The following is a 14,215-nucleotide window of genomic DNA, read 5'->3' as shown; positions in this document are numbered from 1 at the left end:
CTAGCGCTGGGTTTCCTTCACCCACCAGCTAAAGGTAGGCGTGACCAGTTCCCAGTCACTTTCCCCGAGAGCATCTAGTTGCAGGGCTTTGGGCAGTTTGCTGGTATCCAGGTGCATTTTGAGCGCCGCCTGGTAAGGCTGGTTTTTCTCAAGCGTGGCATGCGGCACCAGCCGCCAATCGTGAATAGAGCCCAATTCGCGCCTGGCCTCACCCAGGCTATCGAACACTTTTTGTTGTTGCGGATAATTGAGCAGGTATTGCTTGGTGAGTGCATGGTAATTGAGGGTCACGGCGCGGCGCTCAGTCACCACCTCATCATCAAACCAGTATTTGAGCGGTTTAATAATTTGAAATTCATATAAAAAAGTCAGCGCGACACCCTTACTCAGTGCCTCTTCCAACGCGCGGCCGAACTGGATATCAATGTCAGCATCCAGTGTCCATATTTCATCCCGCAGCACCAACTCCGCACTGCGGATATGCGCGTGATTGCCGCCAGCAAATACCATCCAGCTAGTCAGGCTCAACAGCAGCCCTATCCATAACCAGCGATTAATGTTTTTGCAAAAGTGCATAAAACAATCCGTCATGCTCAGCCGCAGGCAGCAACTGCCCGCCTATCTGATGCTGACAAGGTAATATCGACACATCAAAAGCGACCGGCAACCTTGTCGCATCCGCGTGCGTGGTTAAAAATTGCTGAATTTGCATTTCGTTTTCTTGTTGGAATATCGAGCATGTCACGTAGAGCAATTTACCGCCTTTTGCCAGCATTTGCCACAAATTCGATAAAATTTCCTGCTGTGTACGGGCAAATGTTGCCAGATCCTGAGGTCTACGCAACCACTTCATATCCACATGGCGGCGCACAATGCCCGAGGCACTACAAGGCACATCTGCCAGAATACGGTCAAATAGCTGGTCATCAAACCAGTCTGACTGGGCAGCATCCCCTGTGATCACATTGGCTTGCAGCCCCAATCTCTGCAGGTTTTCGTGTACACGCCGCAAACGTTCGGCCTCTACATCCAGCGACAGTAATTCCACATCACTGGTTTCCAGCACGTGGCAAGTCTTGCCACCTGGTGCACTGCAGGCATCCAGCACACGCATGCCAGGCTGCAAATCAAGCAAGGGCGCCGCCCATTGTGCACCGGCATCCTGCACGCTGACCCAACCCTCTTCAAAATAAGGCAGCTTACTCACTGGCAAGGGCTGCTGTAACTGAATGGCCGTACCGCCCAAATGGCTAGCGGCGATGCCCACAGTCTGCAACAACTGCAGATAAGTCGCCGCATCTGTCTTGCGCACATTTACACGCAAGGTCATGGGCGGATGGCTATTACCTACTTGAAGAATCGCCTGCCAATCTTGCGGGTATTGCTGCTTAAGGGTATCTATCCACCATTGTGGATAGTTAAATTGCACTTCTTCACGCTGGGCGATCTGAGATTGCAAATCCGTGCGCTGACGCAAAAAGTTGCGCAGCACGGCGTTGACCAGGCCTTTGGCCCAACGTTGCCCGGTTTTACCGGCCGCTTCTACCGCCTGGTTGACCACAGTGAAGTCATCATCTGTGCTATGCAACAGCTGTGACAATGCCACCAGCAATAAAGCATGCACACGTTCATCCGTGACCGGCTTGGGCGTCAACGCTTGCAGGTAAGCCGCGGCTTCCGCATAAAAACGTAACGTCAGGTAACTGTAATCCTGCGCAGCGGCCTGTTGTTGCGGCGTGGCTGCTTTGACCTTGCGCAAGGCCTTGGGCATGGAAACAGTCAGGTTATGTCCGGCCAATACTTCGGCCACCGCATGTGCGGCAATGAGCTGGGCAACTTGCAACGATAATCTCTGGGCAAAAAAAGCTATTCTACTTGATGCGTCTCAATTAGGCAGTGAAAAACGCGCACAATAAAAAAGGCTTTCCTCAGAAAGCCTTTTTTAATCATCACACTGGTTAATATTGATTGGCTAACGCCAGCAAGCGGCGAATGCGTTCTTCCGTTTGCGGGTGGGTGCTAAATAAGCCCTTGAGGTCTGCGCCAGATAATGGGTTGATAATCATCATCTGCCCGGTTTCAGGATGCTGCTCAGCGGTCATGTTAGGAATCTGGTGCGCGTAATTATGGATTTTCTCCAAAGCCGCAGCCAGGGCTTTTGGATCGCGACTAATGTCAGCGCCCATACGATCGGCCTCATATTCACGTGAACGTGAAATCGCCATCTGGATCAGCGAAGCCGCCAAAGGCGCCAGCACCATGATCAGGATACCAATCATGGGGTTAGGTCTGTCTTCACCATCACGATGGCCACCACCAAACATCAGGCCAAATTGTGCAATCGATGAAATCGCACCAGCCACGGTGGCTGAAATAGTCGAAATCAGGGTATCGCGGTTTTTTACGTGCGCCAGTTCATGCGCCATCACACCACGCAACTCGCGCTCACTCAAAATCTGCATAATGCCGGTCGTCGCGGCTACCGCAGCATGTTCTGGGTTACGGCCGGTGGCAAACGCATTCGGCTGGCTTTCGTTCATCACAAACACGCGCGGCATCGGCAACTCGGCGCGCTCAGCCAATTCTTTGACCATGTTGTAATAGTTGCGGAACTGGCCGTTGCCAAAATTATTGTCGGCATTAATCTCAACCGCACCATACATCTTCAGCACGGCCTGGTCACTGAACCAATAGGCATAAAAGTTCATGCCGCCTGCCAGCAACAAGGCCATCAACATGCCACCCTGGCCACCCAATGCCCCGCCGACTGCCACAAACAGGGCCGTAATCGCCGCCATCAGCACAAAGGTTTTGGTCCAGTTACCTAACATACTTACTCCTTGAATACATTCAACACTGCCATCCTAATATGCGGTGATGACAGCGATTTTTCAATAGCTGCTGCCCGTTGAATAGATGCGCACACTAAGCAAACTGGTCACCCACCTGCACATGCTGCCCTTGCACAAACTGTTGCGCAGTCTGGCGCTTGCCACCCGGCAATTGCAGCTCGTGGATTTCCAGCACACCGTCACCGCAAGCCACGCGCAAAGGCTGTGTTTCCACCACTGCACCGGGCTGTCCTTTGCCAGTCGCAGACTGCGCAAACCATACTTTGCACACCTGATCTTTAAACTTGGCAGTTGCCACCGGAAAAGGATTAAATGCACGTACCTGGCGTGATAATTGTTGCGCAGAGGCTGTCCAGTCTATGGCGGATTCGGATTTCTCCAGCTTGTGTGCATACGTCACCAGCGATTCATCCTGCACTTCAGACGCTAGCTCACCGGTGCTTTGCAGTATGTGCATGGCCTCCACCATCAAGCGGGCACCTTCGCGGCTGATAGCATCATGCAGGCTTTGCGTTGTATCTGTCTCGGTAATAGCGACGGCCCATTTGCTGATCATATTGCCCGCATCCAGCTTGGGCACCACTTCCATAATGGTGACGCCGGTTTCAGCATCGCCTGCCAGGATGGCTCTATGAATCGGTGCCGCACCGCGCCAGCGCGGCAACAATGAGCCATGGATGTTGTAACAGCCACGCGTGGGGATATTCAACACAGCGGTTGGAATAATCAGGCCATAGGCAGCGACGATCATGACATCGGCATTCACCGCCGCGACCTCGGCCTGCACTTCGGCAGGTTTCAGGCTCTCGGGTTGAAACACACGCAAGCCATTTTGTAACGCGAGCTGTTTGACCGGGCTGGCTTTCAACTGCATGCCACGGCCAGCGGGGCGGTCTGGTTGTGTTAATACCATCACAATCTCATGACCGGCATCGATCAAACCCTGCAAAGCAGGCACGGCAAACTCCGGGGTTCCGGCATAAATAATTCGCATGCTGATTCCCCGTGCTTAGTAACTATTGCGTTCGATTTCGCGCGCGTGTTTGACCATCTTGCTGCGAATGCGGTTGCGTTTGAGCGTTGACAGGTATTCAACAAACACCTTGCCCTTGAGGTGATCCATCTCATGCTGGATACAAACGCTGAGCAAACCATCAGCATCCAGCCTGAATGTTTTACCGGTCGCATCCTGCGCTTCAACGGTGATAAATTCGGCACGGGTGACATTTTCATAAATGCCGGGCACAGATAAACACCCTTCTTCGTAGTCCTGGCTACCAGACTGCGCAATGATTTTCGGGTTAATAAGCACCAGCAAATCATCTTTTTCTTTGCTCAGGTCTATCACAATCAACTGAATGTGGCGATCTATTTGCGTCGCGGCCAACCCAATGCCAGGCGCATCGTACATGGTCTCGGCCATATCACTCACCAGCTGCTGCAATGCGTCGTCAAACACTTGCACCGGCTTGGCCACCGTATGCAAGCGCGGGTCAGGATATTGCAAAATTGGAAGTAGTGCCATGCTCTACAAATCTTTCCATTCAAATAGTTTGTGGGAAAAACAGGGCAAAACGCCCGCTTTTTCACCTTGATAAGAACTTTAAACCCATGCTAGATTGGTCGATATTGCGCAGATGGTGCGCACCATTGATGCTGCCCCTCTTTTGCACTGCATATTACAGAGACGCCACATGACCAAAATTGTTCAAATTATAACCTCGCTTGCACTGGCTTGTAGCAGCTTGTTGGTACATGCCGAAGAAATTCCTTTGCGCCCGCAACATCCTGACCGCCATGTGGTGGTCAAAGGCGACACCTTGTGGGACATTTCGGCCAAATTTCTCAAGAACCCCTGGCAATGGCCACAAATCTGGCAACTCAACCGTGAGCGCATTAAAAACCCACACTGGATTTACCCCGGCGATGTGATTGTACTCGACACCAGCAGTGGCAAACCGGTATTGAAACTGGTGCGTGAATCGGTGACGCTAGAACCCGGCGTGATTGTGACGCCGATTAAAGGCGATGCGATTCCAGCGATACAACCGAACACGATTCTGCCGTTCCTGACCAAACCCATGCTGATCTCGCCGGAAGACCTGAAAGCAGCACCTAGAATTATTGCAGCTCAGGAAGAACGCGAAATACTCAGCCCGGGCACACATATTTATGTACAGAACCTGCCGGAATCGACCAGAAGTGCCTGGGCGATTTACCGCGAAGGCGAGCCAGTTAAAAATCCTGAGAATGGCGAAATCCTGGGCAATGAAGCACATTATCTGGGAGAAGCCAGGTTGTTGCGCCCGGGCCAACCAGCCACCTTAACGGTGACGCAAGCCAAAGAAGAAATTGCGGTGAAAGACAAGCTGATTGCGCTGGAGGATGAGCTCAGCCCGTCATATATTCCACATGCACCAGAGGCACAAATCCAGGGCCAGATTGCGCGCGTGAGTGAGGGCATTAACGAAACCGGCTATGGCCGCGTGGTAGTACTCAACCGTGGCGAAGAACAAGGCCTGGAGCGTGGTCACGTATTATCCGTACTGCGCAAAGGTGCAAGCATGATTGACCCTGAATCCGATCCTAAACACCCGGTCACCATCGAGCTTCCAGACGAACCGGTTGGCCTGGTCATGGTATTCAAGACCTTTGCCAAGCTCTCTTACGCGTTGGTGATGCAAGCATCGCAACCGATACACACAGAAGATGTGGTGCGCACACCATAACCCACACACTAAATGGTCAACGCCACCACTGAACAAAACGCCCCATGGATTGCGCTCAGTCTGGTCGACGGGCTGGGCAGTGTCACTTACTGCCAGTTACTGCTTAGTTTCAAAACGCCCGAAGCTATTCTGGCGGCTCCCTACTCAGCACTGCGCGACCTGGTCAGCAAAGAGGTCGCGGACGGTATCCAGCGCGCCATGGATGACCCGCACATTGCACACACGCTGGCCTGGCTGGATCAAACCGATAACCACCTGATCACCCTGGGCGACCCTTATTATCCGCAACGACTGCTGGATACAGACCAGCCGCCGCCAGTGTTGTACGCCAAAGGCAACCTGCAAACACTTAAACGCCCTGGCCTCGCCATTGTTGGTAGCCGTCATGCCACACCGCAAGGTGAAGCGACGGCCGAAAATTTTGCCGAAAGCCTATGCCGCGCCGGGTTTGCGGTGGTGAGTGGCCTGGCGCTCGGCATTGATGGCGCCGCGCACCGGGGCGCATTAAAAGCAGATGGTGCCACCATTGCCGTGGTCGGTACTGGGCTGGATATTGTGTACCCGGCCAGGCACAAGGCATTGGCGCACCAGATTGCGCAATACGGGCTGATTCTCTCTGAATACCCGCTGGGTACGCCATCGCTCACACATAACTTCCCGCGGCGCAACCGCATTATCAGCGGCTTATCTGAAGGTTGCCTGGTGGTAGAGGCCAATATTGACAGCGGCTCGCTGATCACCGCCAAACAAGCCATCGAGCAAGGACGTGAAGTGTTTGCGATTCCAGGCTCTATTCACTCGCCAGTGGCCAAAGGTTGCCACGCCCTGATCAAGCAAGGCGCAAAACTGGTCGAATCGACCGACGACATTTTGAGTGAATTACGGCACATCCGCCTGTCAAACCAGGCGTTGGCGATTAGCCCGAACGGGCCATCACCCGATTGGACTAATTTACCCGCCGAAGCAAGCCCTGTCTTGGTTTGCATGGGATTCGACCCCCTGTTTGCAGAACAGATCTCAGCCCGCTCAGGCTTGACGCCCGAACAAGTTTCCACCATGCTAACACTACTTGAATTAGAAGGTGTGGTCAGCCATCTCGCCAGCGGTCAGTTCCAACGACTCGCCTGAAGAGAGACTCAGACCCACCCCAACAGCGCTGTCTATGCAACAGCGTGTTTGAGGAGACTATATACATGTTGGAAGTATTGATATTTATTTATCAAAATTACTGGGATAAACATGATGCGCTCGAGTTGAAAGAAACCGACGAAACCATCATGGCTTACGAGTTATCCCAGGCAGGATTTAATCATCAGGACATTTTACATGCGGTAGACTGGGTCAAAGACCTGCGCCGCTCGGTACAACAACCGCAATATCTGCACGACCCGGCAGCCATCCGTATTTTTTGCGAGATGGAGCGCAGCAAAATCAATGATGAAAGCTTAAATTTTCTCACCTTGTTGCAACGCAGCGACATCATTACTGCCTATGAGCGCGACTTGATTGTGGATCGCGCCATGGTGCTACCGCAGGAAACACTGAGCATGGAAGATATCCGCTGGATCACCATGATGGTACTGTGGGATGAAACACGTAAACAGGACTACCTGTTCGTCGAAGACGCCTTGTTTAACCCACAAGGACTTTCACTGCAGTAAGTTTTCAGCGTAAAAAAGCGCGGCCTATACAGGTCGCGCTTTTTTGTTTGATCGCGTTATAGTTGCCGAATAATCTGGCCAATAATACCGGCCTGGTTTAGCGTATAAAAATGCATTTTATCCACCCCAGACGCTATCAGCTTGGCACATATCTCTGTGACCACATCTGCACCAAATGCCCGCAACGACGCCAAGTCGTCGCCATAAGCTTCTAAACGCAAACGTAACCAACGCGGAATCTCGGCACCGCACACATTAGAGAATCGCGCCAACTGCGTGTAATTATAGATAGGCATGATGCCGGGAATAATCGGCGCGGTCACACCCAGCTTTTGCGCGGCCTCAACAAAGCGGAAATACGCATCCACATTGTAAAAATACTGTGTGATGGCAGAGTCCGCCCCCGCATCAATTTTACGTTTGAAGTTGTCGAGGTCTTTTTGCGCGGACCCTGCTTCGGGGTGAAATTCAGGATATGCCGCTACCTCAAGGTGAAACCAGTCGCCGGTTTCGGCGCGGATAAAGCTCACCAATTCATTAGCGTATTTAAAGTCACCGGCGCTCACCTCACCTGAAGGGATGTCGCCACGCAAGGTCACCAAACGCTTGATACCTTTGGCTTGATAAGCTTGCAGCAACTCACGTATTTCTTCTTTACTCGAAGAAATACAGGAAATATGCGGCGCCGCACCATAACCTGCGGCTTGGATCTCGAGCACGCTTTCCATGGTGCGGTCACGCGTGGAGCCGCCAGCACCAAAAGTCACTGAGAAAAACTCTGGGGAGAATGTGGCCAACTCATCACGCACATTACGCAGATTCGCCATGCCTTCCGCGGTTTTAGGCGGGAAGAACTCAAAACTGTAAGAGGTTTTAGGATTCACTTGTTTCATCTTTTATTTATGTTGCGCGACCAAGGCTTAGGCTTAGTCTTTTTCATTTAGCACAATCGCGCTCAATATCCATGCAATCACGCTATACACCAGCGCACCAATCACACCAGTCAGCACACTATTGACCGAGAAACCTTGCAACAGGTGGCCGACAAACCAGAACAGCAAGCCATTAATCACCAGTAAAAACAACCCCAGCGTCAGCAAGGTGATGGGCAACGCTAAAATCACCAATATTGGTTTGACCAGCACATTGGCAAAACCAATCACCACTGCCGCCAGCAAGGCCGCCGTAAAATTTGCCACATGAATGCCTGGCACCAGATAAGCCACCGCCATCAGTGCCAAGGCATTTAACACCCATACGACCAATAGTTTAAACATGCTGATTCCCCATGATTAACATGGGGAGAGTGTACACCCAAACCCGCGCCAGCACATCTGACGCAGATTTGGGGCTTATGCAAACAGCTTAGTAACGATAATGGTCGGGCTTGTATGGGCCGTTTTTGCTCACGCCGATGTAAGCCGCTTGCGCGTCTGTCAGCGTGGTCAATTGCGCGTTGAGTTTTTTCAACTGCAAGATGGCCACTTTCTCATCCAGGTGCTTAGGTAAGGTGTAGACGCCCACCGGATATTTGTCGGTTTGCGTAAACAACTCAATTTGCGCAATGGTCTGGTTAGCAAAGCTGGAACTCATCACATAGCTCGGGTGACCAGTACCGCAGCCCAGGTTGACCAGGCGGCCTTTAGCCAGCAGGATGATACGTTTGCCATCCGGGAAAATCACGTGATCCACTTGTGGCTTGATCTCTTCCCACTGGTATTTTTCAATACCGGCAACGTCGATTTCGTTGTCGAAGTGGCCAATGTTACAGACGATGGCCTGGTCTTTCATTTTGGCCATATGGTCATGCGTAATCACATGGTAGTTACCGGTCGCGGTAACGAAAATATCCGCATGTTCTGCGGCGTAATCCATGGTCACTACGCGGTAGCCTTCCATCGCGGCTTGCAGCGCGCAAATCGGGTCAATTTCAGTCACCCATACTTGTGCAGACAAGGCACGCATGGCTTGTGCCGAACCTTTACCCACATCACCGTAACCAGCTACTACGGCAATCTTACCGGCGATCATGACATCAGTCGCGCGCTTGATACCGTCAACCAATGATTCACGGCAACCATACAGGTTGTCAAACTTGGACTTGGTCACAGAATCGTTGACGTTAATCGCCGGGAACGCCAGTTTGCCTTCTTTATGCATCTGGTACAGCCTATGCACACCGGTGGTGGTTTCTTCGGTCACACCCTTGATCGCCGCCAAACGCACTGAATACCAGTTTGGGTCTGTTTTCAGCTTGGCCTTAATCGCATTAAACAGACAAATCTCTTCTTCTGAGGTAGGATTGGCCACCACAGACAAATCTTTCTCGGCACGGCTACCCAAATGCAGCAACAAAGTGGCATCGCCACCATCGTCCAGAATCATGTTGGAATAACCACCGTCAGCCCACTCAAAAATGCGGTGAGTGTAATCCCAGTACTCTTCCAGTGTTTCGCCCTTGACGGCAAACACGGCAGTACCAGTCGCAGCAATCGCCGCAGCGGCGTGGTCTTGTGTAGAGAAAATATTACAGGACGCCCAGCGCACATCAGCACCCAGGTCTTTCAGTGTTTCAATCAACACTGCGGTCTGGATAGTCATATGCAAAGAGCCCGTAATACGCGCGCCCTTCAGTGGTTGTTGCGCTGCATACTCTTCGCGAATCGCCATCAAGCCTGGCATTTCAGTTTCGGCAATCGCAATCTCCTTGCGACCCCAATCGGCCAGGCCCATGTCGGCCACGATGTAATCTTTGATATCAGCTACAGTATTCATGTTTCAAATCCTTAAAAAGATGAAAACTGAGCAGGAAAAGTTCTAAGAACCGGTGGAAACGTTTGTTCACCTTTTTTCCGTGCTCGCACAGTGAAAAGTGAACGCCGTTGAGATGCTTTGCAGCAAATGCTCTGAGCCTGGGAGTCGGATGACTCTCGCAGCGTTCCTCAGAAGTTGCGGATTATACGCCAACCCGGGCATTTTACAAAAAAGCGCCTGGTGCCAAGCGCGAAACAACGGGCGAAATCCCTCGCAAATACACTGGCTAGACGCCAAAAAACACCATTCCTCAAACTGACACCATTACACCTTGCTGCTCTGCAAAATCACTGTCATACACCTGTGCCATGATGTCATCACGGCAATACTCAGACAACCAACATCAGGAAAGGTGGCTCGTATGACAATGTATCAAGTGATGGACGAAGAGAATCATTGCATCGCAACCTTTCATCATTTTCAGGAAGCGATTTACACCGCACAAGATTTCACCCTGTGGGATGATGAACATTACTACCATGTGGAAGAACTAGACATGGCAGTGGCATAAGCGATTGCACACCCGATTTAAATAGAAAAGCGCCCGGTTGGGCGCTTTTCTATTTAACCTACTATTCTTTTGCTGTTACCTGTTAAGGCAAGCTCTTCATTGCGACTGTCAGCGCTTCAGCGGTCTCTGCATCCAGTTGTTTTAACGCATCCACGCTCGCCATCGCTTCACCATGTTTGCCACTCGCTTCAGCAATCATGCCCAGGTAATAAAAAGCCTGGCTATGTTGATCGTTCATGCTCACCACACGATGCAGATGCTGCTCGGCAATACTGAAGTCTTTCGTTTCATACTCTGCCGCTGCCAAGTAAAACCAGGCTTCGGTGTTTTGCGGCTCATGGGCTGTCCATTGTTCGGCAATCACTTTCAGGCCATTCCAGTCTTTATGCAGGTAGGGAAACACCACCTTCATGAAATATGGCCATTCAGCGGCTGGTTTACCCCAGAAAGGCAATTCACTTTTCACCACAATCGGCCCTGCCGGTTTACTGATCAAGGCTTTCACCCAATCCACTGACATGTAGTAATAATAAGCATCTTTGCCAGGGCTTTTTAGGGTAATCAAGCCAACCAGTGCACCGCTGTCATCAAACAGGCCACCACCACTGGCCCCTTGCCTAAAGGTGCTGGTTGCCCGCACAATGACTGAGTCATCCATGGTAAACAAACCTTTGACCACACCGCTGGTGCTGACAGGCGCAGCCACAAAGCTGGGGTAGCCGATGGTGAAGACGGGTTGTTCGTATTTGAGCTCGCGACTGGATTTCATGGTCACGGGGGACAGTGGCAAATCTTCCATTTGCAGCATACACACATCATGTTCCCAGTCCGGCTTCACGCCGACCGCATGGTAAGCCGCGCCGCCACTCATCACACTGATGCTGCTGGCGTTAGCGACCACATGGCAGTTAGTCACGACTTGGTTTTCAGCCACCACCACCCCGGAACCCAAGCCGTATTGACCATTTTTCAAACCGACCTGGACACGCAACACACGACTGTTTAAATCCTGAACCAGTGCATCGGCTGGTTCTGCCATTAATGGTGCACTCAAGCACCCTATCAGTAACCCAATCAATAACTTTGTCATGTTGTGCTCCAATCTATTACAGCGTATCGGCCGTTTTCCGCAATCTGCAGTGTGTCGTTGGAAAGCCTGCACTTTCATTTCAGCAAGATGCATTCCAACCCTGAAAACACCGCCCACATGCACAAAAAAATAGGCACAACCTGACGAGAAACCTCCTGGATAATTTAAATTAATCCATTAACAATCAATTATTTATATGAAAATATCCTGAAAAAGATAAGATTGCAGATGTTATTGCAGAACAAGGCAAAACAACAAACAAAAAGAGGAAACAGCCTTATTTCCAAAGAAGCAAAAAAGACAAAACGCACCATTAAGGTGCGTTAATAAACTGGATGCACAATCAATAAGCATGAGGCGAAAACCTCATGTATTCATGCACCAAGATAATTCAATCTAAAGCATGGCGTAGGATTAATGATTGGCGATAAAGACCCGATTGCGCCCTTGCTGCTTTGCGGCATACAAGGCGGCATCGGCCATTTTCATCAAATGTGCCAAGCCCTGTTGCTCGCTGAGTTGCGAGGTAGACACCAGCCCGAATGAGGCCGTGTAGTGAATTTGCTCGCCATGATCACTCATGACACTGTGATCTATTTCAGAGCGCAAACGCTCAATCACGCGCGCAGCTTCATGCAGGTCCGTCATCGGCATCAAAATACCGAACTCCTCCCCACCCAGCCGCCCCACCATATCACTGGTGCGCAAGGCACTGACACAACGCAAACAGAAGTTCTGCAAAATGAGGTCACCGGCATGATGTCCGTACTGATCGTTGATTTTCTTGAAGTGGTCAATATCGACCATTGCAAACGCAAACGCCGACCCGTAGCGCTGACTGCGCCGTATCTCGGATTCAAGCTCGTGAATAAAATGCCGTCGATTGGCAATACCGGTTAAAAAGTCGGTAAACGCAAACTTGTCGGCTTCAATATGCAGCTGATAGATACGCCAGGCCACAAAAACACCGACGACCAAAAATAAGCTGAGTAGTAATGCGGCATACGTTAAACCATGCGTCGTGTGTTTTTCCAGGCGCTGCTGGCTTTCATTCACGTATTCGGTTGCGCGTTGATTCGCATTGTTAAGCACCGCCTCACTCAGGCTTGCCACCTCATTAAAGCGCTCAGTCCACTGCGTTTCTATCAGGCGGTTGGCATCCGCATAGCGTGTGGTTTGCAGCGCTTGCAAGATCTGGTCACGCACCACATTCAGCGATGCCAGTTTCTGTTTGAGTTGTGTCACTTGCTGCTGGTCGCCAGAATAACTGCTGGCAATGATTGCAATTTTTTGCTGTGCCAGTTGCTCGTGTACTGCAATAAAATCCACCGTGGTTGCCAGTTGCTTGCGATCAGCCTCAATCAGGGTGGCATATAACAAACTGCCGCGTATCTGGTAAAGATCCGCCTCCAGAACAAGTGCCGCATTGGCGACGGCAAAAGGCTGCTCATAAAGCTTGCGTGTGGTTTGGTGCATCTCACGCATGCTGGAAAAGTAAATCCACACAAACAGCAATACGCCGACAAAAGCAATCAAAAACCCGGCGACCAGAATATACAACACGGCATTTTTTCGCTGTCTGTTCATAAGCGGCTCTACGTGAATAATGCATCTGGAATTTAGGGTATTGTCCTGATCAGGTTAACCATCACTTAGCCAGCAATGCCGAAATATACGCCCACTCTTTGGGGTCGACAGGTGTAATCGACAAGCGGTTCCCTTTTTGCAGCGTACGCATATTGGCCAGCTCTGGCGCTTCACGCATTTCCTTCAAGCTCAGCAAGCGGGTTTTGCGCACCAGCTTGACATCCACATTCACCCAGCGCGGATTTTCCGGTGTAGATTTTGGATCAAAATACTTGTGACCTTCGACAAACTGGAACCTGTCCGGATAAGCCAACTGGCTGACTTCACAAAGACCAACAATCCCAGGGGTCTCGCAATTGGAGTGGTAAAACAGCACGCCATCGCCCAATTTCATCTGGTCACGCATAAAGTTACGCGCCTGATAATTGCGTACGCCATACCAATCCACCGTCTGGTTCGGGAACCCTGCCAAATCATCAATCGAAACATCCGAGGGCTCGGATTTCATCAACCAGTAACGCGCCATGCCTGAAAACCTTCTTATGTCTAACAAATGCCAGTATCATAAACCAAGTTACAGTACAGCTGACAATCATGGCAAAAAACGTTCTTGGCACCCTACTCATTCCCTGCAGCATGCGCCCGATCACCGGCTTTGTGCGTGATGGTTGTTGCGGATTTCACCCTGAAGACCTGGGCAGGCATACCGTGTGTGCAGAAATGACAGATGAATTCCTGGCCTTCTCACAGGCACAAGACAATGATTTATCCACACCCATGCCTGAATATGGATTTCCTGGCCTCAAAGCAGGCGATCGCTGGTGCTTATGTGCAAGGCGTTGGCTAGATGCCAGTGAAGCTGGCTATGCGCCGCCAGTGATTCTGGAGTCTTGTGATGAAAGTTGCCTGGAAGTGGTCAGCCTGGCCGACCTGATGTATCACGCATTGCGATAAGCAGATCAGCCAAACTC

Annotated in this window: 16 protein-coding genes and 1 riboswitch; of the genes, 5 read left to right on the top strand and 11 right to left on the bottom strand. The window is 51.0% G+C overall.

Annotated elements, in window-relative coordinates; translation table 11 throughout:
- The 5 genes from ACIDE9_RS12480 to def form a co-directional block, all read right to left on the bottom strand.
- Positions 1–576, bottom strand: coding sequence for a DUF4390 domain-containing protein (locus ACIDE9_RS12480; RefSeq protein WP_194752730.1), 576 nt, complete (start codon positions 574–576; stop codon positions 1–3).
- Positions 554–1,843 (bottom strand): 16S rRNA (cytosine(967)-C(5))-methyltransferase RsmB, encoded by a 1,290-nt coding sequence (gene rsmB, locus ACIDE9_RS12475; RefSeq protein ID WP_411995067.1) that lies wholly within the window; start codon positions 1,841–1,843, stop codon positions 554–556. Before rsmB ends, ACIDE9_RS12480 begins: the two co-directional genes overlap by 23 nt.
- Positions 1,844–1,958: 115 nt before the next feature.
- Positions 1,959–2,831: a zinc metalloprotease HtpX gene (htpX, locus tag ACIDE9_RS12470; RefSeq protein WP_194752728.1), complete on the bottom strand. Its 873-nt coding sequence runs from the start codon at positions 2,829–2,831 to the stop codon at positions 1,959–1,961.
- 94 nt (positions 2,832–2,925) lie between these two features.
- Entirely contained in the window at positions 2,926–3,846 is a 921-nt protein-coding gene (fmt, locus tag ACIDE9_RS12465; protein WP_411995066.1) for a methionyl-tRNA formyltransferase, read from the bottom strand.
- A 15-nt stretch (positions 3,847–3,861) separates the two neighbouring features.
- Positions 3,862–4,377 (bottom strand): peptide deformylase, encoded by a 516-nt coding sequence (gene def / locus ACIDE9_RS12460; protein ID WP_194740294.1) that lies wholly within the window; start codon positions 4,375–4,377, stop codon positions 3,862–3,864.
- A gap of 169 nt (positions 4,378–4,546) precedes the next feature.
- Here def and ACIDE9_RS12455 point away from each other — a divergent pair, with 169 nt between their 5' ends.
- From ACIDE9_RS12455 to ACIDE9_RS12445, 3 genes are all read left to right on the top strand, one after another.
- Complete coding sequence (locus ACIDE9_RS12455) at positions 4,547–5,581, top strand: LysM peptidoglycan-binding domain-containing protein (protein ID WP_194752726.1); 1,035 nt, start codon at positions 4,547–4,549, stop codon at positions 5,579–5,581.
- Positions 5,582–5,593: 12 nt separating this feature from the next.
- Positions 5,594–6,709, top strand: a complete 1,116-nt coding sequence (dprA, locus tag ACIDE9_RS12450) for a DNA-processing protein DprA (RefSeq protein ID WP_411995065.1) — start codon at positions 5,594–5,596, stop codon at positions 6,707–6,709.
- Positions 6,710–6,774: 65 nt separating this feature from the next.
- Positions 6,775–7,242 carry a DUF494 family protein gene (locus ACIDE9_RS12445; protein WP_194740291.1) on the top strand — a complete coding sequence of 156 codons (468 nt, stop codon included), beginning with the start codon at positions 6,775–6,777 and terminating at the stop codon, positions 7,240–7,242.
- Positions 7,243–7,298: 56 nt separating this feature from the next.
- On the opposite strand, the gene metF is transcribed toward ACIDE9_RS12445, so the two are convergent.
- The 3 genes from metF to ahcY form a co-directional block, all read right to left on the bottom strand.
- Positions 7,299–8,135, bottom strand: coding sequence for a methylenetetrahydrofolate reductase [NAD(P)H] (metF, locus tag ACIDE9_RS12440; protein WP_411995064.1), 837 nt, complete (start codon positions 8,133–8,135; stop codon positions 7,299–7,301).
- Positions 8,136–8,168: 33 nt separating this feature from the next.
- Positions 8,169–8,519, bottom strand: coding sequence for a phage holin family protein (locus tag ACIDE9_RS12435; RefSeq protein ID WP_411995063.1), 351 nt, complete (start codon positions 8,517–8,519; stop codon positions 8,169–8,171).
- Positions 8,520–8,607: 88 nt separating this feature from the next.
- Positions 8,608–10,017: an adenosylhomocysteinase gene (gene ahcY, locus ACIDE9_RS12430; RefSeq protein ID WP_194752722.1), complete on the bottom strand. Its 1,410-nt coding sequence runs from the start codon at positions 10,015–10,017 to the stop codon at positions 8,608–8,610.
- A gap of 92 nt (positions 10,018–10,109) precedes the next feature.
- Positions 10,110–10,192: riboswitch (S-adenosyl-L-homocysteine riboswitch) on the bottom strand.
- A 225-nt stretch (positions 10,193–10,417) separates the two neighbouring features.
- Here ahcY and ACIDE9_RS12425 point away from each other — a divergent pair.
- A complete protein-coding gene (locus ACIDE9_RS12425; protein WP_154650038.1) occupies positions 10,418–10,567 on the top strand; it encodes a hypothetical protein in 150 nt (49 codons plus the stop codon).
- 82 nt (positions 10,568–10,649) lie between these two features.
- Here ACIDE9_RS12425 and ACIDE9_RS12420 read toward each other — a convergent pair whose 3' ends face one another.
- From ACIDE9_RS12420 to ACIDE9_RS12410, 3 genes are all read right to left on the bottom strand, one after another.
- Positions 10,650–11,657: a trypsin-like peptidase domain-containing protein gene (locus ACIDE9_RS12420; protein WP_411995062.1), complete on the bottom strand. Its 1,008-nt coding sequence runs from the start codon at positions 11,655–11,657 to the stop codon at positions 10,650–10,652.
- A 414-nt stretch (positions 11,658–12,071) separates the two neighbouring features.
- On the bottom strand, positions 12,072–13,244 hold the full coding sequence (locus ACIDE9_RS12415) for a diguanylate cyclase (protein WP_411995061.1): 1,173 nt from the start codon (positions 13,242–13,244) through the stop codon (positions 12,072–12,074).
- Positions 13,245–13,305: 61 nt separating this feature from the next.
- Positions 13,306–13,770 carry an EVE domain-containing protein gene (locus ACIDE9_RS12410; RefSeq protein ID WP_411995060.1) on the bottom strand — a complete coding sequence of 155 codons (465 nt, stop codon included), beginning with the start codon at positions 13,768–13,770 and terminating at the stop codon, positions 13,306–13,308.
- A gap of 68 nt (positions 13,771–13,838) precedes the next feature.
- On the opposite strand from ACIDE9_RS12410, the gene ACIDE9_RS12405 reads away from it, so the two are divergent.
- Entirely contained in the window at positions 13,839–14,198 is a 360-nt protein-coding gene (locus ACIDE9_RS12405) for a DUF2237 family protein (RefSeq protein WP_411995059.1), read from the top strand.
- Positions 14,199–14,215: the final 17 nt, after the last annotated feature.

This window comes from Methylophilus sp. 'Pure River' (genome assembly GCF_046765995.1).
GTDB lineage: Bacteria > Pseudomonadota > Gammaproteobacteria > Burkholderiales > Methylophilaceae > Methylophilus.
The sequence above is the reverse complement of the archived record's forward strand: the minus strand, read 5'-3'. Positions and strand labels throughout refer to the sequence as shown.

Bases quoted from the DNA above. Each gene is read 5' to 3' on its own strand.
- fmt (WP_411995066.1), bottom strand. From the start codon at position 3,846: ATGCGAATTATTTATGCCGGAACCCCGGAGTTTGCCGTGCCTGCTTTG.
- def (WP_194740294.1), bottom strand. From the start codon at position 4,377: ATGGCACTACTTCCAATTTTGCAATATCCTGACCCGCGCTTGCATACG.
- ACIDE9_RS12420 (WP_411995062.1), bottom strand. From the start codon at position 11,657: ATGACAAAGTTATTGATTGGGTTACTGATAGGGTGCTTGAGTGCACCA.
- ACIDE9_RS12425 (WP_154650038.1), top strand. From the start codon at position 10,418: ATGACAATGTATCAAGTGATGGACGAAGAGAATCATTGCATCGCAACC.
- htpX (WP_194752728.1), bottom strand. From the start codon at position 2,831: ATGTTAGGTAACTGGACCAAAACCTTTGTGCTGATGGCGGCGATTACG.
- ACIDE9_RS12405 (WP_411995059.1), top strand. From the start codon at position 13,839: ATGGCAAAAAACGTTCTTGGCACCCTACTCATTCCCTGCAGCATGCGC.
- ACIDE9_RS12445 (WP_194740291.1), top strand. From the start codon at position 6,775: ATGTTGGAAGTATTGATATTTATTTATCAAAATTACTGGGATAAACAT.
- ACIDE9_RS12410 (WP_411995060.1), bottom strand. From the start codon at position 13,770: ATGGCGCGTTACTGGTTGATGAAATCCGAGCCCTCGGATGTTTCGATT.
- metF (WP_411995064.1), bottom strand. From the start codon at position 8,135: ATGAAACAAGTGAATCCTAAAACCTCTTACAGTTTTGAGTTCTTCCCG.
- ahcY (WP_194752722.1), bottom strand. From the start codon at position 10,017: ATGAATACTGTAGCTGATATCAAAGATTACATCGTGGCCGACATGGGC.
- ACIDE9_RS12455 (WP_194752726.1), top strand. From the start codon at position 4,547: ATGACCAAAATTGTTCAAATTATAACCTCGCTTGCACTGGCTTGTAGC.
- dprA (WP_411995065.1), top strand. From the start codon at position 5,594: ATGGTCAACGCCACCACTGAACAAAACGCCCCATGGATTGCGCTCAGT.
- ACIDE9_RS12435 (WP_411995063.1), bottom strand. From the start codon at position 8,519: ATGTTTAAACTATTGGTCGTATGGGTGTTAAATGCCTTGGCACTGATG.
- ACIDE9_RS12480 (WP_194752730.1), bottom strand. From the start codon at position 576: ATGCACTTTTGCAAAAACATTAATCGCTGGTTATGGATAGGGCTGCTG.
- ACIDE9_RS12415 (WP_411995061.1), bottom strand. From the start codon at position 13,244: ATGAACAGACAGCGAAAAAATGCCGTGTTGTATATTCTGGTCGCCGGG.